This is a genomic window from Roseovarius gahaiensis (genome assembly GCF_011601345.1).
Taxonomy (GTDB): domain Bacteria; phylum Pseudomonadota; class Alphaproteobacteria; order Rhodobacterales; family Rhodobacteraceae; genus Roseovarius; species Roseovarius gahaiensis.
Genome location: NZ_JAAORB010000006.1, coordinates 56,661 through 80,612 on the forward strand (window position 1 = coordinate 56,661; position 23,952 = coordinate 80,612).

At 58.2% G+C, this 23,952-nt stretch carries 27 protein-coding genes and 1 other RNA gene; 11 read left to right on the forward strand and 17 right to left on the reverse strand.

Features of this window, described 5'->3' with window-relative positions; genetic code table 11:
• Window positions 1-50: 50 nt before the first annotated feature.
• Window positions 51-506, reverse strand: coding sequence for a GAF domain-containing protein (locus HAT86_RS05480; RefSeq protein WP_167194227.1), 456 nt, complete (start codon window positions 504-506; stop codon window positions 51-53).
• A gap of 77 nt (window positions 507-583) precedes the next feature.
• Here HAT86_RS05480 and HAT86_RS05485 point away from each other — a divergent pair, with 77 nt between their 5' ends.
• The gene (locus HAT86_RS05485) at window positions 584-1,231 is read left to right on the forward strand and encodes an RluA family pseudouridine synthase (RefSeq protein WP_167194229.1); all 648 of its coding nucleotides are present in this window, start codon (window positions 584-586) and stop codon (window positions 1,229-1,231) included.
• A 128-nt stretch (window positions 1,232-1,359) separates the two neighbouring features.
• Here the strand turns inward: HAT86_RS05485 and HAT86_RS05490 are convergent, their stop codons facing one another.
• Genes HAT86_RS05490 through HAT86_RS05500 form a run of 3 tightly spaced genes read right to left on the reverse strand, consistent with a single transcriptional unit; the run spans window position 1,360 to window position 4,646 of the window.
• Entirely contained in the window at window positions 1,360-2,406 is a 1,047-nt protein-coding gene (locus tag HAT86_RS05490; protein ID WP_167194231.1) for a serine/threonine protein kinase, read from the reverse strand.
• A 46-nt stretch (window positions 2,407-2,452) separates the two neighbouring features.
• Window positions 2,453-3,199 (reverse strand): glycosyltransferase family 25 protein, encoded by a 747-nt coding sequence (locus HAT86_RS05495; RefSeq protein WP_167194233.1) that lies wholly within the window; start codon window positions 3,197-3,199, stop codon window positions 2,453-2,455.
• 4 nt (window positions 3,200-3,203) lie between these two features.
• Window positions 3,204-4,646, reverse strand: coding sequence for an aldehyde dehydrogenase family protein (locus HAT86_RS05500; RefSeq protein WP_167194235.1), 1,443 nt, complete (start codon window positions 4,644-4,646; stop codon window positions 3,204-3,206).
• A 132-nt stretch (window positions 4,647-4,778) separates the two neighbouring features.
• Between HAT86_RS05500 and HAT86_RS05505 the strand changes: the two genes are divergently transcribed.
• On the forward strand, window positions 4,779-5,432 hold the full coding sequence (locus HAT86_RS05505; RefSeq protein WP_167194237.1) for a peroxiredoxin: 654 nt from the start codon (window positions 4,779-4,781) through the stop codon (window positions 5,430-5,432).
• A 69-nt stretch (window positions 5,433-5,501) separates the two neighbouring features.
• Here the strand turns inward: HAT86_RS05505 and HAT86_RS05510 are convergent, their stop codons facing one another.
• The 4 genes from HAT86_RS05510 to HAT86_RS05525 form a co-directional block, all read right to left on the reverse strand.
• On the reverse strand, window positions 5,502-6,479 hold the full coding sequence (locus tag HAT86_RS05510; RefSeq protein ID WP_167194239.1) for a glycosyltransferase: 978 nt from the start codon (window positions 6,477-6,479) through the stop codon (window positions 5,502-5,504).
• Between the two features lie 74 nt (window positions 6,480-6,553).
• Window positions 6,554-7,513 (reverse strand): GNAT family N-acetyltransferase, encoded by a 960-nt coding sequence (locus HAT86_RS05515; protein WP_167194241.1) that lies wholly within the window; start codon window positions 7,511-7,513, stop codon window positions 6,554-6,556.
• Window positions 7,498-8,427 (reverse strand): glycoside hydrolase family protein, encoded by a 930-nt coding sequence (locus HAT86_RS05520; protein WP_167194243.1) that lies wholly within the window; start codon window positions 8,425-8,427, stop codon window positions 7,498-7,500. The genes HAT86_RS05515 and HAT86_RS05520 overlap by 16 nt, the downstream gene beginning before the upstream one ends.
• Window positions 8,424-9,104, reverse strand: a complete 681-nt coding sequence (locus HAT86_RS05525) for an acetyltransferase (protein WP_196780521.1) — start codon at window positions 9,102-9,104, stop codon at window positions 8,424-8,426. The genes HAT86_RS05520 and HAT86_RS05525 overlap by 4 nt, the downstream gene beginning before the upstream one ends.
• Window positions 9,105-9,197: 93 nt before the next feature.
• Between HAT86_RS05525 and HAT86_RS05530 the strand changes: the two genes are divergently transcribed.
• Window positions 9,198-9,605, forward strand: coding sequence for a sugar 3,4-ketoisomerase (locus HAT86_RS05530; RefSeq protein ID WP_167194245.1), 408 nt, complete (start codon window positions 9,198-9,200; stop codon window positions 9,603-9,605).
• Window position 9,606: 1 nt separating this feature from the next.
• The gene (locus HAT86_RS05535; protein ID WP_167194247.1) at window positions 9,607-10,704 is read left to right on the forward strand and encodes a DegT/DnrJ/EryC1/StrS family aminotransferase; all 1,098 of its coding nucleotides are present in this window, start codon (window positions 9,607-9,609) and stop codon (window positions 10,702-10,704) included.
• Here the strand turns inward: HAT86_RS05535 and HAT86_RS05540 are convergent.
• Together HAT86_RS05540 and HAT86_RS05545 are read right to left on the reverse strand one after the other, a co-directional pair.
• A complete protein-coding gene (locus HAT86_RS05540) occupies window positions 10,701-11,852 on the reverse strand; it encodes a rhamnan synthesis F family protein (protein ID WP_167194249.1) in 1,152 nt (383 codons plus the stop codon). The genes HAT86_RS05535 and HAT86_RS05540 overlap by 4 nt on opposite strands.
• Window positions 11,849-12,715: a glycosyltransferase family 2 protein gene (locus HAT86_RS05545; protein ID WP_167194251.1), complete on the reverse strand. Its 867-nt coding sequence runs from the start codon at window positions 12,713-12,715 to the stop codon at window positions 11,849-11,851. Before HAT86_RS05545 ends, HAT86_RS05540 begins: the two co-directional genes overlap by 4 nt.
• 112 nt (window positions 12,716-12,827) lie before the next feature.
• Here HAT86_RS05545 and HAT86_RS05550 point away from each other — a divergent pair, with 112 nt between their 5' ends.
• Window positions 12,828-13,862: a succinylglutamate desuccinylase/aspartoacylase family protein gene (locus HAT86_RS05550; protein WP_167194253.1), complete on the forward strand. Its 1,035-nt coding sequence runs from the start codon at window positions 12,828-12,830 to the stop codon at window positions 13,860-13,862.
• Here the strand turns inward: HAT86_RS05550 and HAT86_RS05555 are convergent.
• Together HAT86_RS05555 and rpsU are read right to left on the reverse strand one after the other, a co-directional pair.
• Window positions 13,859-14,557, reverse strand: a complete 699-nt coding sequence (locus HAT86_RS05555) for a hypothetical protein (RefSeq protein ID WP_167194255.1) — start codon at window positions 14,555-14,557, stop codon at window positions 13,859-13,861. The genes HAT86_RS05550 and HAT86_RS05555 overlap by 4 nt on opposite strands.
• 184 nt (window positions 14,558-14,741) lie before the next feature.
• Window positions 14,742-14,948, reverse strand: a complete 207-nt coding sequence (rpsU, locus tag HAT86_RS05560) for a 30S ribosomal protein S21 (RefSeq protein WP_167194257.1) — start codon at window positions 14,946-14,948, stop codon at window positions 14,742-14,744.
• A 110-nt stretch (window positions 14,949-15,058) separates the two neighbouring features.
• Here rpsU and HAT86_RS05565 point away from each other — a divergent pair, with 110 nt between their 5' ends.
• From HAT86_RS05565 to HAT86_RS05580, 4 genes are read left to right on the forward strand one after another with little or no spacing between them, the layout of a single operon-like run.
• Window positions 15,059-15,751, forward strand: coding sequence for a COQ9 family protein (locus HAT86_RS05565; protein ID WP_167194259.1), 693 nt, complete (start codon window positions 15,059-15,061; stop codon window positions 15,749-15,751).
• 10 nt (window positions 15,752-15,761) lie between these two features.
• Window positions 15,762-16,745 (forward strand): NAD(P)H-quinone oxidoreductase, encoded by a 984-nt coding sequence (locus tag HAT86_RS05570; protein ID WP_167194261.1) that lies wholly within the window; start codon window positions 15,762-15,764, stop codon window positions 16,743-16,745.
• Between the two features lie 19 nt (window positions 16,746-16,764).
• Complete coding sequence (locus HAT86_RS05575) at window positions 16,765-17,874, forward strand: exo-alpha-sialidase (RefSeq protein WP_167194263.1); 1,110 nt, start codon at window positions 16,765-16,767, stop codon at window positions 17,872-17,874.
• A complete protein-coding gene (locus tag HAT86_RS05580; protein ID WP_167194265.1) occupies window positions 17,871-18,422 on the forward strand; it encodes a hypothetical protein in 552 nt (183 codons plus the stop codon). The genes HAT86_RS05575 and HAT86_RS05580 overlap by 4 nt, the downstream gene beginning before the upstream one ends.
• Window positions 18,423-18,480: 58 nt before the next feature.
• On the opposite strand, the gene HAT86_RS05585 is transcribed toward HAT86_RS05580, so the two are convergent.
• Window positions 18,481-19,110, reverse strand: coding sequence for a ribonuclease T2 family protein (locus HAT86_RS05585; protein ID WP_167194267.1), 630 nt, complete (start codon window positions 19,108-19,110; stop codon window positions 18,481-18,483).
• Between the two features lie 133 nt (window positions 19,111-19,243).
• On the opposite strand from HAT86_RS05585, the gene HAT86_RS05590 reads away from it, so the two are divergent.
• A complete protein-coding gene (locus HAT86_RS05590; protein ID WP_167194269.1) occupies window positions 19,244-19,993 on the forward strand; it encodes a DUF1013 domain-containing protein in 750 nt (249 codons plus the stop codon).
• 90 nt (window positions 19,994-20,083) lie between these two features.
• Here the strand turns inward: HAT86_RS05590 and recR are convergent, their stop codons facing one another.
• The 3 genes from recR to HAT86_RS05605 all read right to left on the reverse strand — a co-directional run bounded on the left by recR (window position 20,084) and on the right by HAT86_RS05605 (window position 23,011).
• A complete protein-coding gene (recR, locus tag HAT86_RS05595; RefSeq protein WP_167194271.1) occupies window positions 20,084-20,677 on the reverse strand; it encodes a recombination mediator RecR in 594 nt (197 codons plus the stop codon).
• A gap of 96 nt (window positions 20,678-20,773) precedes the next feature.
• Window positions 20,774-21,118 (reverse strand): YbaB/EbfC family nucleoid-associated protein, encoded by a 345-nt coding sequence (locus HAT86_RS05600; RefSeq protein WP_167194273.1) that lies wholly within the window; start codon window positions 21,116-21,118, stop codon window positions 20,774-20,776.
• 105 nt (window positions 21,119-21,223) lie between these two features.
• Complete coding sequence (locus HAT86_RS05605) at window positions 21,224-23,011, reverse strand: DNA polymerase III subunit gamma/tau (protein WP_167194275.1); 1,788 nt, start codon at window positions 23,009-23,011, stop codon at window positions 21,224-21,226.
• Window positions 23,012-23,232: 221 nt separating this feature from the next.
• Here HAT86_RS05605 and HAT86_RS05610 point away from each other — a divergent pair, with 221 nt between their 5' ends.
• Window positions 23,233-23,715: a protein-tyrosine phosphatase family protein gene (locus HAT86_RS05610; protein WP_167194277.1), complete on the forward strand. Its 483-nt coding sequence runs from the start codon at window positions 23,233-23,235 to the stop codon at window positions 23,713-23,715.
• A 135-nt stretch (window positions 23,716-23,850) separates the two neighbouring features.
• On the opposite strand, the gene ffs is transcribed toward HAT86_RS05610, so the two are convergent.
• Window positions 23,851-23,949, reverse strand: an RNA gene (ffs, locus tag HAT86_RS05615) — signal recognition particle sRNA small type.
• Between the last annotated feature and the right edge of the window lie 3 nt (window positions 23,950-23,952).

Genomic DNA, 23,952 nt, shown 5'->3' on the forward strand with positions numbered 1-23,952 from the left:
AAAAATCAAACAAAATTTCAGCCGTCTGTGCCGCGGCTCGCCTGCAGCGTTCAGAGTTGGCCAAACACCGAGCGCAGGATCAGGGCCAGCTGCTCTGCATCATGGCTGTCAAATGCGGCGGGCTGATCGCTGTCTATATCCAGCACACCGATCAAATTGCCGGAACCGTCCCAGATCGGCAGCACGACCTCGGAGCGGGTTGAACTTGAACAGGCGATATGGCCTGCGAATGCCTCGACATCATCCACGATCTGCACTTGACCGCTACGTGCCGCAGCGCCGCAAACACCGCGATCAAACGGGATAACAAGACAGCCATGCCCACCCTGATAGGGGCCGATTTTCAAAAGGCCGGGTGCCGTGACCCGATAACACCCGGTCCAGTCGAACCGATCATCGGCGTGGTGCAATTCGCAAACTACCGTGGCCATCAGGGCGATGGGATCGGTTTCGCCTTCGGTCAGGGCGGCGATGGTTTTGGCGGTGGTGTCATACTCAATGCGCATGGCCTGTGTTTGCCACAGAGCGACACCGCCGACCAGCCCAGTGGCGCGCCGCGCCCGCATGGTGTAGAGCGCCGCGCATGGATAGCGTTTACACCCCGCCGCAAGACCCTTTGGAGGTTCTGCACGAAGATCACGAGATTATCGTGGTGAACAAACCTGCCGGATTGCTGAGTGTGCCGGGCAAGGGCGCGCATCTGGCCGATTGCCTTTTGCGCCGGGTGCAGGAGGCATTTCCCACGGCGCTTTTGGTGCATCGTCTGGATCGCGATACGTCGGGCGTGATGATCTTTGCGCAGACCCCGCATGCGCAGCGCCATCTGGGCTTGCAATTTGAAAAGCGCCAGACCAAGAAGACCTATGTGGCGCGGGTCTGGGGCCGGTTGGAGCCGAAGACAGGCACGGTGGATTTGCCGCTGATCGTGGATTGGCCGAACCGCCCGCGGCAAATGGTGTGCCACGACACCGGTAAACAAGCTGTCACCGATTGGCGGGTGTTGCGGTATGGTGACACTGAAACCCGCGTACGGCTGAGCCCCAAAACCGGCCGCAGCCATCAGTTGCGGGTGCATATGCTGGCGTTGGGGCATCCCATTCTGGGGGATCCATTTTATGCCGAGGGTGCGGCGGCGGCCTATCCTCGGTTGATGTTGCATTCGGAAGAATTGCGCCTGCGTCACCCCGATGGCGGCGCGGGTCAGCGGTTTCGCGCCAAGGTGCCGTTTTAATCCTTTGGTGGCGATCCCGCGCGGGCCCGCCCAAAAGGATGCGCCTGCGCGGGTGCGGTACTGTGCCGTCGCGTGGACGGTGATGTGGCGCCGTTGAGTATTTTTGGAACAATGAAAAGCAGGGCTGTTCAGGCCCGCAGAACCCGGTCTGTGAGGTTGAGGCGATTGGCGATGATCGGCGCCAGCGCCGTGGCCAGATCGGGGTTGTCGGCTTGTAATTGGTTCAGTTCATCCAGCCGGTTGGTGGCGACCAGTTGCAGCGCATCCAGACGCGGGGCACCATCGGGGCCGCGGGGCAGGGCGGTGACGGGTTGGATCAGATCCGGGCCGTTGTCAGGTGTCAGTGTGGCGAGATCGGCAGCGGACAGATCTGTTTGCACAAAAGCGTATAACCCAACCCCCTTGGCGGGCCGGGCATAGGTGCATAATGCAATATCGCTGACCTGAGGGTGTCCAAGCAGCGCGGCGCGCAGGGCGGGGCCATCGCGTTCGATCCGGTCTTCGGTGCCTTCGCCATCGGACCAATTCATCAGGCGGCGGGTGATGAAATTGTAAAGACGTTTGCCGGTGGCCATCCAGATGCGGGCTGGCAGGGCCTTGTGGGTCAGCATCCGGTGTTCGGACGGTGTAAGCAGGTGCGGGGCATAGGCGCGTTTCTGTTTCAGCAGGTGGCGCAGGTCTTCGCGGGCCATGATGCGGAACAGTTTGCCTTGGCGGCGGTGCACGCTGGCCAGTTGGAAATCAATCACGGCGGCGCGGCCCTCGGGGGTCATCAGCCAGTTTTGCGGTTTGGCGATGTCGTTATGGGTGACACCGGCGCGGCGCATGTCGCGCAGAAGGCGCTTGGCATCGCGATACCATACAGGATCTGTGGGTTTGGCCAATTGCAACGGTGTGCCCTTGGTCCAGCTGCGCAGCAGACCGGTTTTGTCGACACGCACCAGCACCGGGCAGCCTTCGATGCCTTGCACGGCGCGCAGAGCCTTGATTTCGCGGCGAGCGAGTGCCCATGCGATGGGCTTGGCATATGTCGGCACCGTATCGAGTTTGCGCAGCACCACCGGGAAATCCGCCACGCCCGCAAGCTGCCCTGAAATGGTTTCAGAGAAGATATCGCGCTTGTGCACGGTTTCGGGCTGAAATTCAGCCCTTGAGAGATCGGCCGGTGTTTGCATCGCGCCACGTCTTAGTGGCTTTCGCCTGACGTGGAAAGAGGCGTGCTTAGCGGATCAGCCCGCCGGATGCGGGGGCTGTGCTGTTTTGCGAAAGGCGTGCCACGGCGCGCAGGTATTTGCGTTGCGCAAGGTCATAGCGAACGCGGGGCCACGCGCCGGATGGTTGGGGGATAGGGGAGCTATCTGGGCCATTGCCAAGGCCAGACGGGCAGATCGAGGCACAGCGCAGCCCGGTGTGCCAGTGGCTGTGCAGAAAGGTTTCCATGGGCCGGTCGATCCGATCGGAGAGGGCCAGCAGGTGGCGGGCGGCCTCCTGCGTGATCAGCAGGGCGGGCGCGCGCCCTTGGGTTTGTTGCGGGATCGTCAGCGTGGCCGCGCCAAGCGTGTCGATCAAGACCGCAGGGCCGGGGGCGGGATCGCTGCGCAATTCGATCAGGGTGAGGGCGGGCAGGTGTTCCAGCGCAAGGTCAAGGGCGTCGTCGAACGGGTCTGGCGCGATCGGTCCGGGGCAGTCGAGGATCAGTGCGGCGTTAAACCCACCGCGTTGCAGTTCGGCCCAGATTTGCCTGTGGGTCAGGAAATGGGCGATTTCGCCGGTGGACAGCGACAAGGGATAGGCCGGGTCAAAGAGCTGTGCACCGACCGTGTCGGCCAGATCGGAGGAAGAGAGGGCCGCGCCTTCGACCAATGGCCACAATTCGCCCTCGACCCCGCAGGCATCAAGGGCAGTGCGCGCTCGCGCCCGTGCCGCCCCGTTACGTTCGGGGTGCAGGGCGAAGGCGCGCAACTGCATCGTCTTAGGCGCCTTCGGTCCAGCCTGATACGGCTTTGACTTCAAGGAAATCCTCGATGCCCCATTTGCCGCCTTCGCGCCCGTTGCCGGACTGTTTCATGCCGCCAAAGGGTGAGCCCATGCCACGGCTTTGGCCGTTCATTTCCACCATGCCCGAGCGCAGTTCCAAAGCGCAGCGGTTGGCGCGGGCACCATCTTGGGTCTGGACATAATTGGTCAAGCCGTAGGGCGTATCGTTAGCGATCTTCAGCCCCTCCTCTTCGCTATCGAAAGGAATGATCGACAGGACCGGGCCAAAGATTTCCTCGCGCGCAATGGTCATGTCGTTGTTCACGTCGGCAAAGACCGTGGGTTTGACGAAAAAGCCCCGATTCAGCCCGTCGGGCCGCCCGGTACCACCCGCGACCAGCCGCGCGCCTTCGTCGATGCCCTGCTGGATCAGGTCTTGAATCTTGTTGAACTGCACCTCGTTCACGACGGGGCCGATGTGCTTGCCTTCCTCGCTGGCCGGGCCAACCTTGATCGAATTGGCCACCTCGGCGGCGGTTTCGACGGCGCTGTCATAGACCTCGCGCTGCACCAGCATCCGGGTGGGGGCATTGCAGGACTGGCCGGTGTTGTTCATGCAGTGCAAAACCCCGCGCTTGACCGCGTTGTCATCGGCATCGGCAAAGATCAGGTTTGCGCCTTTCCCGCCCAATTCAAGGCTGACCCGTTTCAGGGTATCTGCAGCGGTCTTGGAAATGAGTTTGCCCGCCCGCGAAGAGCCGGTGAAGCTGACCATGTCGACATCGGGATGCCCCGAAAGCTGGGTGCCTACCCCCGCGCCATCGCCGTTCACAAGGTTGAATACACCTTTTGGGAAACCCGCCTCGTCCATCATTTCGGCGAAGATCAGCGCAGAGAGCGGCGATTCCTCGGAGGGCTTCAGGACCATGGTGCAGCCCGCCACCAACCCGGCGATGACCTTGAGTGTGACCTGATTCATCGGCCAGTTCCAAGGCGTGATCATCGCCACGACGCCGATAGGATCATGAATGATACGGTCATTGGGGGCGTGATCGCCCAGTGGTTCGATGAATTGGAAATCGCGGGCGACCGTCAAGAAGGCTTTGATATGGCTCAGGCCCGCGCCGGTCTGGCTTTGACGGGACATGTCGATGGGCGCGCCCATCTCAAGGCTGATCGCCTGCGCCATGTCCTCGGCGCGCGATTTATATACGTCATAAAGTTTTTCGATCAGCGCCAGCCGGTCTTCCTTGGATGTCCGTTTCCATGCCGGAAAAGCGGCTTTGGCCGCGGCAACGGCGGCATCTGTATCGGTCTGCCCACCCAACGAGATGATGGCGCAGGGTTCTTCGGTGGACGGGTCGATCACGTTGTGATCTTGTCCGGCAGTAGGATTGACCCACGCGCCATTGATGTAAAATTGGCGTTTCTCGATCATGCTTGACCTCCGTGAATTTGCTGGCACCTTGGCAGGCGTAGAAACAGCCTGCAAGGCTGGGGATTCTCTGCGTTTCTGGGATTTGATCAAATTCCGGATCGGAGCAGACTTCAAGTTAAAAAGGACAATGACATGGCACTGCGCATTAATGATACGATCCCTGATCTGACGGTGGACACCGACACAGGCAGCTTTGGCCTGCACGAGTGGATCGGAGACAATTGGGCGATCATCTTTTCTCATCCCAAGGATTTCACACCCGTCTGCACAACCGAGTTCGGCGCGGTGGCGCAATTGGCCGAGGAATGGGACACGCGCGGATGCAAGGTTCTGGGCGTCTCGGTGGATGGTGTTGAGGACCACAAAAAGTGGAAAGGCGACATCGAAGGCATCAGCGGTGCCAAGGCCGGATTTCCGATCGTGGCCGATGCGGGGCTGGAGATGTCCAAGGCGTTCGACATGCTGCCCGCCGAGGCCTATTTGCCCGATGGCCGCACGCCGGCCGATAGTGCGACGGTGCGGTCGGTTTTCATTATCGGGCCGGACAAGAAACTGAAGCTGAGCATGACATATCCGATGAATGTGGGCCGCAACTTTGCCGAGGTGCTGCGCGCACTGGACGGCTTGCAAACCGCCGCGCGCGAGAACGTGGCCACGCCTGCCAACTGGACTGTCGGTGACGATGTGGTCATCCCAAGCGCCGTCAGCGACGAAGACGCCAAGGCCAAATACGGTGCATTCGAAACCAAACTGCCGTATCTGCGCATGACCAAACTGCCGGGGTGAACTCGGTGAATGCAAGGCCCCGCTGCTTGGCGGGGCCTATGTCGAAATGAATTTTAAATTTTGGCTATATTATGCGAGCATTCTCTTTAGAGCATTTTTTGCCCGGCGGCGACGACATCTCCAAGTTTTAAGGTATGAACTTATATAGCGTTCAAATATTGGGTCATATTTGCGTGCTTTATCAATAGACGGCATGTCATTCCGCTTGATAGAACGGTCAACAAAAAGCTCGATCCAGCTTTCGCATGTTGTTGGCAAAGGACGATCTGGAAAATACCTATTTTTCCAGTCGACCACTGTTTTAATCTGGTTCCAAGTGTTTTGGTGAAGATTGGTGTCATGCTTCCTGTAAGCCATTCCCGGCTGGTGTAAAAACGCAACTTCCATTTCAGGTCTCGTAAGCATGTGCTTAAATAATTTTGTGCGCAGAATAAGGTCGTCTCCGGATATATCCTCGTCCATCCCACCGACGGCACGAACCAAATCAGCGCTAACCAATGTTGCTTGCAGATAGACCGTTCCCAGGTTTTCATACTCAATTTCGAGTAAATCTGATGCGGAAGAAATGTTCTTATCGTAAAGGGGGGATTGGAAAGATTTTTTTAAAAAATTTCCGTCAACATCTATCTCATGATTGCAAGTGTTCGCAACAAACACAAGATTACTGTTTTGACGCACAAGTTCCATTTTGGATGAGATCGCGTGCGGCAAGAGAACATCATCTAGTGATAGGAAGGAAATGTAATCACCGCTGGCTGAAGCGACCCCTCTGTTAACATTCTTGGCTATGTTCGCGGTATTTTTCTGAGTAATCAGAGTGTGTGGGTACGGCGAACGCTTAAGCACATTTTTAATGACCTCTACATTGCCATCAGTTGAGCCATCATCCACAATCACGATCTCAATATTTTGATAGTCTTGGTCAAACACAGACTGTAGGGCTGCTTCTGCAAAACGAGAATGATTGTACGTGGTGCACGTTATAGTGCATTTCGGAAGAAGTTGGTCTGATTTCATAACTGATCCTGAAGCGATCTCTTTATCCAAGACTCGTAACGGTCGAGGGCTTGCTTTTCATAAGCTCTGAATCTGACTCGCGTGCTTGAGAAATATTAAGAGAACTATTCAAATTCCCACCTGAAGTGAGGGAATATTATACTGCGACCGCCAAACATTTCTTTCTGCCGCAATAATCCAGTATTCAATTCATTTCCTCTGTGCGTAGTCGATATTCCAAAGCTCAACCAATTATAGTCTGCAAATTCTTTTTCCAATAATTGGTCTATTATAATATCTAATGCACCTACTTGGCGGCCAGTTTCAGAAGTTGCTATATACTGCAGATGAGCTTTATCACACATGTCAAAGATCAAGGTTCCCGCTAGCATTCTCCCCTCTTGAAACGAGGCGAATAGACGGACTTGGTTTGGAAAGAGTTCTCTCAGTAACAAAATCTCTTCAAGTGAGTGGGTTGGTCGTACATTGTGTCGCTCTCCAAGACTTTCCGATAGTATGCCCCAGAACGAAGTGTAGTCTTGGGTTTCTTTTGTTATCAACCCGTTCTTTTTTGCTTTATTCACAGACCTCTTACGAAGTTTGTTGAATGGAATTCTACTTTGCACGGCAATTACCGACGCCAGATCGCAAAACTCAAGCTTCGCGCCTAACTTGGTAAGGGCAAAAATATCACTTTCTGCGGGTTGCTTGTGGAATATGTGAGGCGTCGGCTTGTAGACCAAAGCTGTTATCCCACTTTTCTTAAGGTGTGTTCTCAAAGCATCAAACGCAGAGAGAACTGCGGACGCTGATGTTTTTTCGTCTATAATAAGGCCCCCATAAGTGAGACCTTGGTGCGAATACAATGTAGTATCGGCACGATTGGCGGGCAGAAGCCCAAGTATTTTGTCTCCGTCCTCGATAATTAATGAGTGATCAACAAAGCGATCACTGTGGTATTCCATAAATGCTCTTTGATGTATGAATGTTCCGTTACAGGAATTTTGAATCCTTGTATCCCATGCTTTTCTGTCGCCAGGAGTATAGCGGCGAACTTCTATTTCTTTGGTCAATTGTCTATCCATTTTGCATATCCAAAACCAGTTTTGCCGCATCCGTTGCCATTAAAAAATAAGAATTCATCGCTGCCTACGGTCAAAGTGTGCGCATAGCTAGTGTTCTCATTTGCCCATCCAGCCTCACTTATTCCAACTATTTCAAGTTCATTTTTTTCGCGTTCCCAATTTAGACCGTCATTGGAAGTGGCTCTCGCAATGTAATATCCGCGTGAGTAAGTTCTTACTGACAGAAACATTTCATATCCGTCATTTGTCCTTCGAACAAAAGGCCGTCCAAAGCCGTGTTCATCATCCGATTCGAAAGTAATGCAAGGTTGCCCGACTTCGGGCTGCCACGTAATTCCGTCGGTGGAAGTGACATGGCGTACAGTATAAAGAGGAACTTTCTTTTGACCTTTTAGCGTCCAGCCTTCAGCAATTGATCCGACGTACCACATGCGCCAGAGATTTTTTTCCCGGATCACATGACAACCACATCGCGCAAAAAGTTCTTCATCGTTGCGTTCTAAGATTGGAACTTGTGTTACTCTGACGAAAGACTCGCCGTCGTCGGTACTTATGGCTAGGCCGCAAAACATGTAATACGGGACTCTGACGCCAAGTTGGAAACCGATGTAATATAAGTGCAGTTTATTATCTTGGTTGATAATCGAGATAGGCACCACTCCATTATCGTCAAACGTTCCGGGGCGCCCTATGTCAAGCAAAGGTCGGGTACTAATATCTTTGATCTTACTCGGATTAGATGGATCAACATCCACATACCCGACACGTCCGATCATATTTTTATCACAAAAACCTAAGAAAATGCGGACCTCGCCTTTGCTTCTGACGTAGGGCGTGGGCAGCATGGCAAATTGATGCCGCCAATTGCCATCGAGTAAAGGTGCCATAATCTGCGCTTGATAAACCCAACTCATACGTCTTGCTCCACCCTGTAATAACGGTAAGAAGAAACTCGAGCGGGTTCTGCCGGGTTGCCGTTAAGGATTAGCCCTGCTTTTTCGTGGGATTTGGTGACAACGGCGGCCATCCCAACCAATGCGTCTGCACCAACCGAAACATTATCCGCAAAAGACGCATTGACGCCGATAAAACTGCCAGCGCCAATCTTGCAGTAACCTGAGATTACGACATGAGACGCAAGAAAACAATAATCGTCTATCCGGGTCTGGTGCCCAACGTGGTTACCTGACCACAAAACGCAACCGTCACCAATCTCTACTTTATGCTGAACTACATTGTTCTCGAAGATGAAAACGTTGTCTCCAACCTTCGCTGTGCGCCACACCATAGCTTTCGGGCTGATAAAGTTGGCGAGCTTGTATCCTTTTTCCCGCGCGACCGATATCAACCGTTTTCTAACTCGATTCAGCTTGGTAGAAGTCACGGCGACATGTGCCTCAACCTCATGCGTGGGAAAAATTTCTTGGGCTTGCTCAAGCGCAACAACTGGGAGACCGAATTTTTCCTGCTCCTTCAAAAAACCTTGTTCAACGGCGAACCCTATGACGGTATAGGGACTGTCGACCGTAAAGTATTCGTATGCGATATCCGCAAATTCACCGTCTCCAATAATCAATAGTTTTTTGGTCATGATCAGCCTTAATGTTTGTTGGCTAAGAGTGTGTTGGACGTAAGATGATTGCTAGTATAAACAAAGCGAAGATTCAAAGTGGGATTTTAGAAAGTGGCTTTACAAGATTGTCATGTATTGGACCTGCCCAAGATCGAGGATGCGCGGGGCAACCTGACCTTTGTGGAAGGTGACAATCACATTCCGTTCGATATCAAGCGGGTTTATTACCTGTATGACGTGCCCGGCGGCTCGCATCGAGGCGCGCATGCGCATCGCAATCTGCATCAGTTCATGATCGCCATGTCCGGCAGTTTTGACGTGACCTTGACAGATGGGCACGAGGCAAAGACGTTTCACCTCAACCGGTCGTATTTCGGGCTTTATATCTGCCCGATGATGTGGCGCTATCTGGATAACTTTTCGTCGGGGGCGGTCTGTATGGTGATGGCCTCGGCCCGCTATGACGAGGCCGATTACATCCGCGATTACGATACGTTCCTGAAAGAGGTCGGTGTCTGAAATGCCGGTGCCGTTTCTGGATCTCAAGGCCGCGTATGACGAACTGGCCGATCGGGCCGAGCCTGAGATGCTGAAGTCTCTGCGGTCGGGCTGGTATATCCTTGGCCCCGATGTCGCGCGGTTCGAAGAGGCGTTTGCCACCTATTGCGAGGCCCGTTTTGCCATCGGGGTGGCCAACGGCCTTGATGCGCTGCGATTGGCCCTGATGGCGGTGGATGTCGGGCCGGGCGACAAGGTTCTGGTGCCGTCGAACACCTATATCGCGACATGGCTGGCTGTGTCGCAATGCGGCGCAACCCCTGTTCCGGTCGAGCCTGACGCCGCCACCCACAATATCACCGCCGACGGTATCCGCGCGGCCATGCAGCCGGGCGTCAAGGCGGTGATCCCGGTGCATCTTTACGGACAGCCCGCAGACATGGGCGCTATCATGCCCACAGCGCGGGCGTTGGGCCTGAAGGTGATCGAAGATGCCGCGCAGGCCCACGGATCAAGCTGGGACGGGCGGCGCATTGGTGGGCATGGCGATGCCGTCTGCTGGAGCTTTTACCCCGGTAAAAACCTTGGTGCGCTTGGCGATGGCGGTGCCTTGACGACGGATTGCCCAAAGATGGCCGACAAGCTGCGCATGCTGCGCAACTATGGCTCTCGCGAGAAATACAAGAACGAGATACCCGGGCTCAACAGCCGTCTGGACCCGGTGCAGGCGGCTTTTCTTTCGGTCAAGCTGGCAGTGCTGGATGACTGGAACGCGCGTCGTGCTGCAATTGCCTCGCGCTATCTGGAGGCGTTTCAATGGACTGATCTGATTTTACCGAAGGTCGCGGCGCAGGCTGATCCGGTTTGGCATCTGTTCGTTGTGCGCCACCCCGACCGCGACGGGTTTGCCGCACGTCTGGCCGAGCGCGGGGTTGCAACGCTGGTGCATTACCCGATCGCACCGCATGCGCAGGCCGCTTACGCCGATATGGGGCTGACCGATGCCGATCTTCCCGTGGCCGCGCAATTGGCGCAACAAGTGATCAGCCTGCCCATCGGCCCGCATCTCAGCGCCGATCAGTGCGAACAGGTGGTCGAAAGCGTGCTGGTGTCCGTTTAAGCATCGTTGCGCAGGGCAAATATGTTTTGGGCTTCTTCATAGGCGCGCCGCCCTTTTGGCCCGTCAAGCTGCGATAATATTTCAAGCTTAATCTCGGCCCCGCGGCGCGACAGGCGCAGCGGTGATTTTTTGACGAATTGGAAATTCCGGTGGGCCAAGGTGAAATAGGGCATGGCGTAGCCCATGGCCTGCCTTGCAACCGCTGTCAGGATAATCTGAATGCGATCCTTGCGGCCTTGTTCAGTGGCCGGATCGCTTTGCAGTGCGATGGCGTGCTGCTCGGTCAGGCGCGTATCTTCGGGGATGATAAGGTGGCGCGCCAGATCATCCAGTGCGGCGTTGTCCATGGCTTCGATGTCTTGATCCAGGTTGACGACATCGCAGGTGGCGCAATGGCTGTAGCTGTGGGTCAGAACCCATTTGGTTAGCCCGATTTCCCCACGCCGCACAGTGCGCTTTTTGTTATTGGACAGCCGAAAATCATGCCAATACTCCATGAAGCGCGGATCGCGCAGGATATTTGGGCCGACGGCAAGGGCGTAAGACGCGTAATGAAAATTCGCGTGATCCGGTGTGTAGTGCCACTCAAGACTGCGAAAATCCTCGGCATCCACGCGCGCAATGCCAAAATTCGACGTCGCCCCGACAAAATCGCAGCCGGTTGCCCGCACCTGTTGAAACCAACTTTGCGGGGCCTCAACCATCCAGACGGAATCGTTGAGAATGTAAAGCCTGTCCAACTTCGGCAGGTTCGGTGCCAGTTTCAGGACGGCATCGCGATAGCCGCCGAAATCATAGCCGACATTGGGCCGTTCAATGACCATTGCGGTTTGCGCCAACAAGACATCGCGGTCCTGTTGCGACAAGGGCAGGTTTGATACAACCACGGGCGTGATCCCGTCCGCGGCCAATTGCGCCAGCATGTCGTGATGCGAGCCCAGTAACCCTTCGGGTGCATAGACCAGATAAATCGCCATCTCGCCGGCAATCGGCTTGGCCCCGTCATGCACAACCTTCTGTCGCGAGAGTTTGCGATCATAGAGCGGGCGCAGAAACAGATATTCCCACGTCAGACCGGGCAAACCAATGATTTGCCGCGCTGCGCGTTTGGCCTCACGTTTCAGTTTCCACAGGGGCAGTTTTTTCATGACGCGGGCCTTTGTCTGAGTGTGGTCAGGACACCACGCAGGAATGCCATGTGCTTGGCGCGTTTGCGCTTGGACAGCAAGGTGAGCGGCGACGCCAATTGCAACAGCGCCGACAGCAGGGCCTTGCGGCCCGCGCCGGGCAGGTGATGCTTGCGCGTGGCGTAAACCCGTGACCGGCCCATATGAAATGCTTTGAACGCTGCGGACTTTGGCGACCGCACCGTGGAGTTGCCCGCGTCATGGATCACCCGCGCGCCACGCACGAACATCAGCGGCCCAGAGTCTGCGCGCAGGCGCAACGCCAGATCGTCATCCTCGTGATATAGGAAAATCTCTGGATCAAAGCCGCCTGTGGCCTCGAACGCCGTTCTGCGCACGAAAAAGGCGGCGCCCGTCAGCACCGGCACTTCGCGGTCGCGCTCGGGCCAGCCGGGGGGCAGTTTTTGTGCTTTGGGTAGCAAAACGCTGCCGCGCTTGAAATAGGGTTTTCCGTTGGCTTCGGAAATGGCGGGGTTGAACGCCACCGCAGCCGGATTTGCATCCGCGCAGGCCACAAGCGCCCCAATTGCCCCGTCTTGCAGCCGGGTGTCGGGGTTCAAGAACAATAGAAATTCGGTTTGTGCCTGTGCCGCGCCTATATTGCAGGCCGTGCCAAACCCGCGATTGTCGTCATTGCGGATCAGGTGCGCGCCGTGCGCGGCGGCCAGTTCGGCCAAGGCGGCGTGATCGTCGGACGCATTGTCAACGATGATGCAGGCCACCTCGTCGGGCACCGAGGCCAACATGCCCGGCAGCACCGCCAGACTGTTATATGCCACAGTCACGATGGTCACGCGGTGCTCTGGTGTGGGGGTGATTGACATCTTGACCTGAATTCAGCCTTTTGGCGCAGAACCTAAACCTGTGAAGATCCATAGCAATTGCCCCGCCCAAGGGGAAGCCCGACCAGATCGGACCGCAACAGAAGGACAGGACATGGCCAAGCGCAAACCGTTCGAGATTGCCGGCGTCACGGTGCCACCGGGCACCCGGCGGACAGTGGATGTGCCAGTCAGCTACCTGTCGGATCACACGCCGGTGCATTTGTCGGTGCATGTGGTGCATGGGCGCAAGCCGGGGCCGGTCATGTTTGTGTCGGCCGCCGTGCATGGGGACGAGGTGATTGGCGTCGAAATCGTGCGCCGTTTGCTGAATGCCCGGGCGCTGACGCCGATGGCGGGCACGTTGTTGGCGGTGCCGATTGTCAACACGTTCGGGTTTCTCAATCACTCGCGCTATTTGCCGGATCGGCGCGATTTGAACCGCTGCTTTCCCGGTCATGCGACCGGGTCAATGGCGTCGCAGCTGGCGCATATTTTCATGACCGAGATCGTCAACCGGTCTGATTTGGGGATTGATCTGCATTCGGCGGCGATCCGGCGCAACAACCTGCCGCAATTGCGCCTGACGGCAGGCAATGATCGTCTGCACGATCTGGCCGATGTGTTCGGCGCGCCGGTTGTCATGAATTCCAACCTGCGTGACGGGTCGCTGCGCATGGCCGCCGAAGACGCGGGTGTTGACGTTCTGTTGTATGAAGGGGGCGAAGGCCTGCGGTTTGACGAATTGCCTGCACAAGCCGGGGTTTCGGGCATCTTACGGGTGATGAACCATCTGGGGATGATCGGTAAGAAAGGGGTGCCGAAAAAACGCGCCGAGCCTTTGTATTGCAGCGATTCCACTTGGTATCGCGCCCCGGCAGGGGGGTTGTTTCGCGGCTATACGGGCATTGGTGAAATGGTTGAACCGGGCACCGTTCTGGGCGCGATTTCTGACCCCTTTGGCGAATTCGAGGCCGAAGTCACATCGGATCAGGCCGGGATTGTCATTGGACGCACCAATATGCCGGTGGTCTACGAGGGGGACGCGCTGTTTCACATTGCCGAGCCGGTGGCCACCAAGAAAGCCATGCCTGACATCGGATTGCATATGGAAACCGCGCCGATGTTCGACGAAGACGAGATCATTTAGCCTGTTTTGTCTGACCGTCGGCTGGCAGGGCGGAACCGATGGGCGTTACCGGGTGCCAAAAAGATCGACATGGTGATCAGGCTAAATATGAACTCATACGCCTCCCATTTGCGGGGGACATAGACCAGCCCACCGATGATCACACTGGCGGCAACTGCCGCCACAGCATGGCGCGTGCTGGGCAGGGGCAACATGATGGTGTCGATGATCTTGGCGATGATCTGAACGCGTTTGTAAAGCGGCGGCAGAACAACAAGGTAAATCAGAATCGCAATCGTCAGAAAACGGCCGAACAGGGTTTTCGCCAGTTGCTCTTCGCCAAAGGCCAGATTGTGCAGGTTCGTTTCCATTTGACGGTTATGTTCAAGGAAGAAGCCGGTAGTTTGCCAATCAAAGATCCGCTGTCCCCATGAAATTTCCTCGCCCGCGCCGAATAGAAAGGCCGCTGCGTAAAGCGTCAACCATGCGCCTGCGCCGATGCGCTTTTGACGGGCCATGCGAACAGCCTGCCACGCCAAAATCAGGCAGGACAGGAACAAGCCGATCGCGGTGCCGTATTCAATCGGGCCATCCTCGACCCCGAAGCCGAATTCGTACTGTTCACGGAAACCAAGGATGCTGTAGGCCAGCGTGAACAGAAGCGTTGCATTGATGAGACCAAAGAGAATTTGATCAGATGGGCTGAGCCGGAGCATGAGAGGCCTGTCAAAAAAGTGTTACTTGAGCGCGCCGGTTACCCCGCTGGCGCGACGGAGGCAAGACACAGAGATGTGAATGCGGTGATACGGCGCATAACCGCCCCCCTGAAATGACAAACCCCCGAAGCGGCTGCCCGGGGGTCGTCGTATTCAGCGTGTTGCGCCAAGCTGCGCGGCGGTCTTATAAAAGACCTTCGCGTTGGGCTTTTTTGCGCGCCAGTTTACGGGCGCGGCGAATCGCCTCGGCCTGTTGGCGTGCTTTCTTTTCGGACGGTTTTTCGAAATGCTGCCGAAGCTTCATTTCACGAAAAACGCCTTCGCGTTGCAGCTTTTTCTTCAGGGCGCGAAGCGCCTGATCGACATTGTTGTCGCGAACACTAACCTGCATGTGGTGTCACCACCTTTCCAAGTTGAAGTTGCATGAGATTGCAGGAACCCGGCGTATAGCAAAGCAGCTTTGTTTTGTCTAGGGTAAGGCCAAACAAACGGAGGCGAGCCATGACTGACCCCGATATCAAGATGCAGCTGTTGGATGCGGCTAAAATGCACGTGCCCTTCGATGGCTGGACCGAGGCCGCGTTTCAGGCGGCGATGGCCGATACCGGCGTTGACGAAGGCGTGGCGCGCGCCGTGTGTCCGCGCGGGGCCATCGATCTGGCGTTGGCCTATCACGAAGAAGGTGACCAGCTGATGCTGGAACGTCTGACAGCCACGGATTTGTCTGACATGCGGTTTCGCGACCGGATCGCGGCGGCGGTCCGCTTTCGGCTTGAGGCCGTGGACGACAAGGAATTGGTGCGCCGGGGAATGACATTGTTTGCTTTGCCCAGCCACGCACCTGACGGGGCCAAGGCCGTTTGGGGCACCTGTGATCAGATATGGACCGCCTTGGGGGATACATCGGACGATGTGAATTGGTATACCAAACGCGCGACACTGTCGGGCGTCTATAGTGCGACGTTGCTGTATTGGCTGGGCGATGACACCCCCGATCATCACGCCACTTGGGATTTTCTGGACCGGCGGATCGACGAGGTCATGCAGATCGAAAAATTCAAGGCGCAGGTGCGCGACAACAAGCTTTTGAGCGGCCTGATGGCCGGCCCGTTGAAAATTCTGGACGGCATCAAAGCTCCTGAGCACCGTGGCGCGCGCTCTGATATGCCCGGCCGTTGGACAGGACAGTTTTAAGGAGACAACAATGAGCCAGACAATGAACGCCGTGGAAATCACGCAACCCGGCGGCCCCGAGGTCTTGCGCCTGACAACCCGTCCCATGCCCGCGCCGCGGGCGGGCGAGGTGGTGATCAAAGTGGCCTATGCCGGAGTGAACCGCCCTGATGCCTTGCAACGGGCCGGCATGTACGCGCCGCCCCCCACGGCCAGTGACCTGCCGGGCTTGGAAGCGGCGGGTGAAATTGCCGCCGTGGGCGAGGGCGTCAGCGACTGGTCGGTCGGCGATGAGGTTTGCGCTTTGCTGCCCGGCGGTGGCTATGCCGAATACGTGGCCACACCAGCGGCCCATTGCCTGCCGGTGCCGAAAGGCATGGACCTGCGCGAAGCCGCCTGCCTGCCCGAAACCTTTTTCACGGTCTGGTCCAATGTCTTCCAGCGCGGCGGCCTGCAAGGCGGCGAGCGGTTCTTGGTACATGGCGGATCAAGCGGGATCGGCACCACGGCGATTCAGCTGGCGCATGCGTTCGGCGCGCGGGTGTTCACCACGGCCGGGTCGGACGATAAATGCGCCAAATGTCTTGAATTGGGGGCTGAACGGGCAATCAATTACCGCAACGAGGATTTCGTCGAGGTGGTCCGCGCCGAAGGCGGCGCCGACCTGATCCTTGACATGGTGGGCGGCGATTATCTGCCGCGCAACGTCAAATCCTTGGCGGATGACGGACGCTTGGTGCAGATCGCGTTCCTGCAAGGGCCGAAGGTCGAATTGAACTTCGCCCAAGTTATGATGCGGCGACTGACGATCACCGGCTCAACCCTGCGCCCGCAAAGCGATACGGCCAAGGCCGCGATTGCCGAGGCGTTGCGCGCCCATGTCTGGCCGTTGCTGGACGCGGGCAAGGTCGCCCCGGTGATGGATTCGGAATATGAACTGCCCAATGCCGCACTGGCCCATGCCCATATGGAGAAAAGCGCGCATATCGGGAAAATCGTGCTGAAAGTGGGCTGATCCCTTGGGCGCGGTGCACTTGGGGATTCTGGCACTGACCCTGCTGAGCCTAGGGCTCAGCGGATATGCGATCTGGCGCGACAAGGGGCTGGAGTGGTCCTTTGCCGTGTCAACGCCGCCTGCGCCGCAGGGCGCGCCACGGTTTGAAACGGTGTTCGATTACTCGGTGGATCAAGGCGTGGCGCATGCGCCGGCCATCGCCTTGCGTGAGGGTGGCGCGGATATCGTGTGGTTTCAGGGCTCGTCCGAGGCGCAGCCCGATGTCGAAATTTACCGCGCCCGGTTAACGCGCACACCGGACGGCACATGGCAGGCAGATGCGCCTGCCGCCATTATCAAAAGCCCGGCTTTGGGCGATGTTTTCACGCCGCAGCAATTGGTCGTGACAATGGGCAACACGATCGAGAATGAGGCCAAGCCCGACAGTTTATACGCAACCGTCGTGTCGGTCGGTGGATGGGCCATGGCGTCGGTCGCGGATGTGACGATGCGGGATGGCCACCCTGTTCACGCCCGTAAACTGAACCTGTCGCCGTTTCTGAACCGGTCTTTCTTGGTCAAATCCCCGATGGTGGCCTATGCCGATGGCAGCCACGGCCTGCCGGCCTATTTCGAGATGGGCAGCACCTATGGCGCGCTTGTGCGGTTTGACGAAAAAGGCAGGGTGCGTGATCAACGCCGGATGACGGGCGATGGCGTCAAGCCGATCCAGCCGATGGTTGTGCCTCTGGATGCGGATCGTGGCGTGGCTTTCTTGCGTGATTTCAACGACAGCGGGCGGCTATATGTCAGCCGCACAGCAGATGGCGGCCAAAGCTGGAGCCGCGCCGAGGCCACTGATATCGCGCATCCCAACGCGCCGGTGGCCGCGCTGCCTGTGTCGGGTGGGCGGTTGCTGATGGCGCTGAACGGTGGCGCCCAAAGTGCTGACCTGTTGCATCTGGCGGTGTCCGAGGATGACGGCGCGACATGGCGGGTGATCCAGACATTGGACCGCAAGCCGGGGGATGCGCGGTATCCGATGCTGCGCCGGTTGGATGATGGCGATATTCTGCTGGTCTATTCGCATGGCACGAAAACCGGCCTGCGGGCCGTGGTGATGAACGAAGCATGGGTGGCGGCACAATGAGCGGTGTTTTGGCGGCGGGTGGTCTGGCGGTGGTGCTGGCCTGGGTTGTCTTTGCCTTGACCGGCTGGGTCGTGGCGGCGCCTGTCTCGGTCTGGCTGGGGGGGCTTGTCGGTGCATTGGCGGTGCTGTTGCTGCGCGACATGCTGCCGCTGCGCGGGCTTGTGGCCCTGTTGGCCCCGTTCGGCGTGATGCTGCCGGCACTGGCGCTACGCCATATGGCGGCCAAGCTGGGCCTGCCGGTGGTGCCTTTCGGGGCTTTGGAATTGGCGGTGTTTCTGGTGGCGTATCTGGTGTTTCTGGCCGGCGCCATGGGTGCGCTGCCGCTGGAGGTCTACCGTCTGGGCTATGCGCCGTGGCCGGTGGCGGCGATGGTGCTGGCGATTTGTGCCTATGGGTTTGTCACGGGCAACTGGTTTTTGCCACTGATCGCGGTTCTGGGGCAGGCGCTGTGGCTGACCGGATGGGGCAGCAGCAACTGGTTTGATTACGTCACCCACGTCTTGCTGGTGCCTGTGGCTGCCGTGGTGCTGGTGCTGCGTTTGTTTTGAGGTGTAGCAGGTGCTGCGCCATTGAGTATTTTTGGAACAATGAAAGCGGGGGTGTTCCCTAGCGGATCGGGGCAAAGAGCGCATTTTTAAGCGTGCAATCGCGCACCGTATCGCGGCCACAGGGCACTGGGGCAAGGTCTTTGGACAGGCAGAGCCGGGCCTCTTGAATGCGCCCCTCGCGGCAGGTGATGGTCAGCATGTCGGGGGTCCAACCCGGGTTGGCCTTGAGAAAGGCCTGTTCCACAACCGAGGCCGGTAGCGTGATGGGCTTTTGCAGTTTGCGAAACACATCCGGGCGGTTCACGGTGTCATAGGCCTTGCGCGACAGGGTAAAATAGGCCGCAGCCGACAGGCCTGTGCAACTGCCGTGCTTTTTCCATTGATACCACGCGAGCCCGGATGTGCCCATGATATCGGCCATGGCCGCAGTCATGCCGCGCGAGGGCGGACGCTTGGTGGTTTGGCAATGCGATGGCCAGCCGCGATGATATTGCGGCCAAAGCCCGTGCAACACCCAGCCGTGATCCTTGGCCGCGTCGCATTGTGGTGAGTTGCGGGCGTCGCCTTCCAGCGCGCACCATGTAGGCGACCAACTGAGCGCCAAGACATAGTAATCGAAATCGCCCGCGCGCCCGCCTTCGGCTTGGGCCATCCCGGACAACAGAAACAACAGCACCAACACACGCATTCTTTGGTCTTTCAATTTACTGACGGACCCACTATATACGCGCCAAGTTCCCCGACAACGGAAACCTGCACCAATCACGGTGCCGCCGAATTCCGGCGATGGGGAAGATATGCGTGAAGGAGGCCTGAATCACATGGCAAAACCGCTTATGGCAAAAGCCACCGCCGTCTGGCTGGTGGACAATACAACGCTCAGCTTCAAGCAGATTGCCGATTTCTGCGGCTTTCATGAACTGGAAGTGCAGGGCATCGCGGATGGCGATGTGGCCGCTGGTGTCAAAGGGTTTGACCCGGTCGCCAACAGCCAATTGACGCAGGACGAAATCGAGCGGGCCGAAAAAGACCCGCTGCACAAGTTGACCCTGAAATACAATCCGGCAGCGCAAGGCGAGGAAAAACGCCGCGGCCCGCGGTATACGCCGTTGTCGAAACGGCAGGATCGTCCCAACGCCATTTTGTGGCTGGTCAAGTTCCATCCCGAATTGGCCGACAGCCAGATTGCCAAGCTGGTGGGCACCACCAAGCCGACGATCCAGACCATCCGCGAACGGACCCATTGGAACATCGGCAACATGCAGCCCATCGACCCGGTGGCGCTTGGCCTGTGCAAACAGTCTGAACTGGATATGGCCGTGCAAAAGGCCGCCGCCAAGCGGGCCAAGGACGGTGACGCGATGAGCGACGACGAGCGCCGCAAGCTGTTGAGCACCGAACAAAGCCTTGAGGCGGAAACCGAGCCGCGTATTCCAACGGCGATCGAGGGTCTGGAGACCTTCAGCCTTGGTGGGAACGAGCCTGAAAAAGAAACGGAATATGACGCCGAAAGTTTCTTTAACCTGCCCGATAGCGGCGAGGATGACGACGAGAGCGACGATAACCGCTAAAGCGCATCAGACAGATCAAGATTTGAACCCGGTCCCCTGCGCGGTGGCCGGGTTTTTTCATGGCCTGTCCAACGCGGCCTGTGTCAGGGGTCACAGCGTCTTGCGGGCATTCAGAGCGGCGCTGATCGTGCCGTCGTCGAGATAATCCAACTCGCCGCCGATTGGCACACCTTGGGCCAGCGAGGTCAGCGTCACCCGGCCTTCAAGTTGATCGGCGATGTAATGCGCGGTGGTCTGGCCATCGACGGTTGCATTCAGCGCGAGGACGATTTCGGAAATGCCCTCGGCCTCGACCCGATTAACCAGCTGTGGAATGCGCAATTGTTCCGGGCCGATCTGATCCAAGGCACTGAGCGTGCCGCCCAGAACATGGTAGCGGCCCTTGAACGCGCGGCCACGCTCCATCGCCCAAAGGTCGGCCACATCTTCGACCACGCAAAGCTGCCCGTTGGCGCGCTTTTCCGAGGCGCAGATATCACAGATATCCGTGGTGCCGATATTGCCGCAATTGAGGCATTCGCGGGCCGAGGCTGCGACGCGTTGCATGAGATCGGCCAGTGGGATCAACTGCAGCTCGCGCTTGGCGATCAGGTGCAAAACCGCGCGCCGCGCTGATCGTGGCCCGAGACCCGGTAATTTGGCCATCAGCTCGATCAGGGCGTCGATGTCACGATTCGAAGACATGGTGACCTGCCGTTGCAAAGGGTGACTGGGCCGGGGCGAGGGGCCAGCCCCTCGCGCTCCCCGGGATATTTTTAAACAGAAGAAGGGCCGCGGTGATCAGAACGGCAGGTCCATGTCCTTGGGCAGGCCCATGCCTTCGGTCAGTTTGCCCATTTCTTCCTTGGCTTTCTCGCTGGCCTTGGCCTGTGCATCCTTGATCGCGGCAAGGATCAGGTCTTCGACGACTTCTTTGTCGTCCGAGTTGAAGATCGACGGGTCGATATCCAGCCCCTTGAGTTCACCCTTGGCGGTGCAACTTGCCTTGACCAGGCCGGCGCCGGATTCGCCCTCGACGATGATCTGGTGCATTTCTTCCTGCAGGCTGGCCATCTTTTGCTGCATTTCCTGGGCGGCCTTCATCATCTTGGCCATATCGCCCATTTGGCCCAATCCTTTGAACATCTTGGCTATCTCCTTGGGTCACCCGACCTTTGAGGCCGGTTAAATCTTGCTATAATACATATCGGGGTCTGGTGAGCAGAAGGCAAGGCAGCGTCGCCCGTGGCGTCAATCTTCCTCGAACGGATCCCATTCATCTTCGACTTCGGGCAGGGCTTCGGCGCTGGCATTTGCGGCAATGTCGTCTTCGGTTCGGATCGAGGTGATCCGCGCCTTGGGAAAGGCGCTGAGCACGGCCTGAACCATCGGGTGCCCCTGCGCTTCGGCGCGCAGGGCGTTTTCCGCAGCGTCGCGCACATGCGCGATGGTGTCGGCCCCGCCTTCGTTGACAAGGGTGATACCCCAGCGGCTGCCGGTCCAGCGTTGCAAGGCAGCCGCAAGCCGCTGTGATAGATCCTGAGGTGCATCGGGGGTGGGTTGAAATTCGATGCGACCGGGCCGGTAGGAGGCCAGACGCACATGGCTTTCGACCTCGACCAGAAGTTTGACGTCACGCTGCGCGCGGATCAATTCGACCACATGATCGAAGGTCGGGTAATGCGCCAAGGCGTGGTCCTCGGCCACGGCAAGCGCCTGCGCGTTGCCCGAGGCACTGGGGCCTGACGGGCCGCGATGCGTGGGCGCGGGTGTTGTCTGAGAGCTTTGCGCCTGTGTCGTCTGACCTGATCCGTCGGGCGCATGTGCGCCATGTGATGCGCCGCTACTGCCCGGCCCGGGCGGCGTGGGGGCTGGCATGTCGCGCAGTTTGCGTACCAGTTCCTCGGGGCTGGGCAGATCGGCGACATGGGTCAGACGGATGATCGCCATTTCGGCGGCCATCATTGCATTGGGGGCTTCGGCCACCTCATCCAGCGCTTTCAGCAGCATTTGCCACAGGCGTGTCAATACCCGCATTGGCAGGGTGTCGGCCATCTGTTGACCGCGGGCGCGTTCGTCGGGGCCGATGGTGGGATCGTCCGCCGCCTCGGGGGTGATCTTGACCACGGAAATCCAATGCGTGATCTCGGCCAGGTCACGCAGCACCGCCATGGGATCGGCCCCTTCGGCATATTGGCCCGAGAGTTCGGTCAGCGCGCCCGCCGCATCGCCCTTCATAATCAGGTCGAAAAGATCCAGCACCCGGCCGCGATCGGCCAGCCCAAGCATTGCGCGGACCTGATCGGCACCGGTTTCGCCTGCGCCGTGGCTGATGGCCTGATCCAGAAGCGAGGTGGCATCGCGCGCCGAGCCTTCGGCGGCACGGGTGATTAGCGCCAGCGCGTCATCGGTGATCTGCGCGTTTTCGGCGTCGGCGATACGGCGCAAAAGGCCGATCATCACCTCGGGTTCGATGCGGCGCAGGTCAAAACGCTGGCAGCGCGACAGTACCGTCACCGGAACTTTGCGAATTTCCGTGGTGGCGAAGATGAATTTCACATGCTCGGGCGGTTCCTCAAGCGTCTTGAGCAGCGCATTGAACGCGCTGGTCGAGAGCATGTGCACCTCGTCGATGATGTAAATCTTGTAGCGGGCCGAGGCCGCGCGATAGTGGACCGAGTCGATGATTTCACGAATGTCGCCCACGCCGGTGCGGCTGGCGGCGTCCATCTCCATCACATCGACGTGGCGGCCTTCCATGATCGCCGTGCAATGTTCGCACACGCCGCAGGGATCGGTGGTGGGGCCGCCGGTGCCATCGGGGCCGATGCAGTTCATGCCCTTGGCGATGATCCGCGCGGTGGTGGTTTTGCCGGTGCCGCGAATGCCCGTCATGATAAAGGCCTGCGCGATCCGATCCGCCATGAAGGCGTTCTTGAGGGTGCGTACCATGGCGTCTTGGCCCACCAGATCGGCAAAGGTTTCGGGCCGGTATTTCCGGGCGAGAACCTGATAAGGCTTGGCGGGGGTGTCGTTCATTTCGGGCCTTGCTGGATTCGCGGGTCACCCGCCAACCTAAAGCCGAGGGCAGGGGGCGTCTACCTTGCTTTTGTGGGTCGATGGGGCAAGGATCAGCCATGTGCAAATGACCGGCGGGGATGAGTTATGCGGCTTAGGGGGATTCGGCGCGGTAAAAGTATCAAAGGCTGCCGTGGCATGGGGTGGCAGGCGTGGCCTGCAGCCTTTGACGTATAAAGCCTATGTCAGGGTTCATCATACATGCGTTGCCTGTCGCCGGTGGTATCTTGGCGGTCGCGCCGATGCCGGGGCGCGGTGGCCATTACACCGAGGATATGGCGCATCTGCACGATTGGCGCCCGGCTTTGGTGATCACCATGCTGTCATCGCCCGAACTGCGCGCGACCGGGCATCATGATATCGGGGCTCAGTTGCAGGATATGGGCACGCGCTGGATGCATGTGCCGGTTCTTGACATGGATGCACCGGGGCCCGCGGCCGAGGAGGCGTGGCATCAGGCCAGCCATGCAGCACTGTCGGCCTTGCAGGGCAAGGGGCGCGTTTTGATCCATTGCATGGGCGGGTGCGGGCGATCAGGCATGGCGGCGCTGCGGTTGATGGTTGAGGCTGGAGAGGCGCCGGACAAAGCGTTGGAGCGGCTGCGTGCGGTGCGCCCATGCGCAGTGGAGACCCCTGAACAGCTGGACTGGGCAACCAAAGCCTGACGTCTGCGCGTGATCGAAGATATCCCGGCCCTTTCGCATGGCGCTTTGACAAGATGCCATCCCGGCGCAAGGCTAGGTCCATCCATCGGCGTTATGCTGCCGCAGACCTGTCTTTCGCCACCGGAAAAAGGATGAAGGTGAGAGGTTGGACAACGACCCAAGCGGGGCTCGTTACGGCTGCTTCCTTCCGGACCTGACCGGGTTGGCGAGGCGCCTGCCCGCGCCAACCTCTCAATC

Excerpts from the sequence above, each read along its gene's own strand:
- HAT86_RS05480 (WP_167194227.1), bottom strand. The coding sequence starts at position 506 with ATGCGCATTGAGTATGACACCACCGCCAAAACCATCGCCGCCCTGACC.
- HAT86_RS05485 (WP_167194229.1), top strand. The coding sequence starts at position 584 with ATGGATAGCGTTTACACCCCGCCGCAAGACCCTTTGGAGGTTCTGCAC.
- HAT86_RS05490 (WP_167194231.1), bottom strand. The coding sequence starts at position 2,406 with ATGCAAACACCGGCCGATCTCTCAAGGGCTGAATTTCAGCCCGAAACC.
- HAT86_RS05495 (WP_167194233.1), bottom strand. The coding sequence starts at position 3,199 with ATGCAGTTGCGCGCCTTCGCCCTGCACCCCGAACGTAACGGGGCGGCA.
- HAT86_RS05500 (WP_167194235.1), bottom strand. The coding sequence starts at position 4,646 with ATGATCGAGAAACGCCAATTTTACATCAATGGCGCGTGGGTCAATCCT.
- HAT86_RS05505 (WP_167194237.1), top strand. The coding sequence starts at position 4,779 with ATGGCACTGCGCATTAATGATACGATCCCTGATCTGACGGTGGACACC.
- HAT86_RS05515 (WP_167194241.1), bottom strand. The coding sequence starts at position 7,513 with ATGGATAGACAATTGACCAAAGAAATAGAAGTTCGCCGCTATACTCCT.
- HAT86_RS05520 (WP_167194243.1), bottom strand. The coding sequence starts at position 8,427 with ATGAGTTGGGTTTATCAAGCGCAGATTATGGCACCTTTACTCGATGGC.
- HAT86_RS05525 (WP_196780521.1), bottom strand. The coding sequence starts at position 9,104 with ATGACCAAAAAACTATTGATTATTGGAGACGGTGAATTTGCGGATATC.
- HAT86_RS05535 (WP_167194247.1), top strand. The coding sequence starts at position 9,607 with ATGCCGGTGCCGTTTCTGGATCTCAAGGCCGCGTATGACGAACTGGCC.
- HAT86_RS05540 (WP_167194249.1), bottom strand. The coding sequence starts at position 11,852 with ATGAAAAAACTGCCCCTGTGGAAACTGAAACGTGAGGCCAAACGCGCA.
- HAT86_RS05545 (WP_167194251.1), bottom strand. The coding sequence starts at position 12,715 with ATGTCAATCACCCCCACACCAGAGCACCGCGTGACCATCGTGACTGTG.
- HAT86_RS05550 (WP_167194253.1), top strand. The coding sequence starts at position 12,828 with ATGGCCAAGCGCAAACCGTTCGAGATTGCCGGCGTCACGGTGCCACCG.
- HAT86_RS05555 (WP_167194255.1), bottom strand. The coding sequence starts at position 14,557 with ATGCTCCGGCTCAGCCCATCTGATCAAATTCTCTTTGGTCTCATCAAT.
- rpsU (WP_167194257.1), bottom strand. The coding sequence starts at position 14,948 with ATGCAGGTTAGTGTTCGCGACAACAATGTCGATCAGGCGCTTCGCGCC.
- HAT86_RS05565 (WP_167194259.1), top strand. The coding sequence starts at position 15,059 with ATGACTGACCCCGATATCAAGATGCAGCTGTTGGATGCGGCTAAAATG.
- HAT86_RS05570 (WP_167194261.1), top strand. The coding sequence starts at position 15,762 with ATGAGCCAGACAATGAACGCCGTGGAAATCACGCAACCCGGCGGCCCC.
- HAT86_RS05580 (WP_167194265.1), top strand. The coding sequence starts at position 17,871 with ATGAGCGGTGTTTTGGCGGCGGGTGGTCTGGCGGTGGTGCTGGCCTGG.
- HAT86_RS05585 (WP_167194267.1), bottom strand. The coding sequence starts at position 19,110 with ATGCGTGTGTTGGTGCTGTTGTTTCTGTTGTCCGGGATGGCCCAAGCC.
- HAT86_RS05590 (WP_167194269.1), top strand. The coding sequence starts at position 19,244 with ATGGCAAAACCGCTTATGGCAAAAGCCACCGCCGTCTGGCTGGTGGAC.
- recR (WP_167194271.1), bottom strand. The coding sequence starts at position 20,677 with ATGTCTTCGAATCGTGACATCGACGCCCTGATCGAGCTGATGGCCAAA.
- HAT86_RS05600 (WP_167194273.1), bottom strand. The coding sequence starts at position 21,118 with ATGTTCAAAGGATTGGGCCAAATGGGCGATATGGCCAAGATGATGAAG.
- HAT86_RS05605 (WP_167194275.1), bottom strand. The coding sequence starts at position 23,011 with ATGAACGACACCCCCGCCAAGCCTTATCAGGTTCTCGCCCGGAAATAC.
- HAT86_RS05610 (WP_167194277.1), top strand. The coding sequence starts at position 23,233 with ATGTCAGGGTTCATCATACATGCGTTGCCTGTCGCCGGTGGTATCTTG.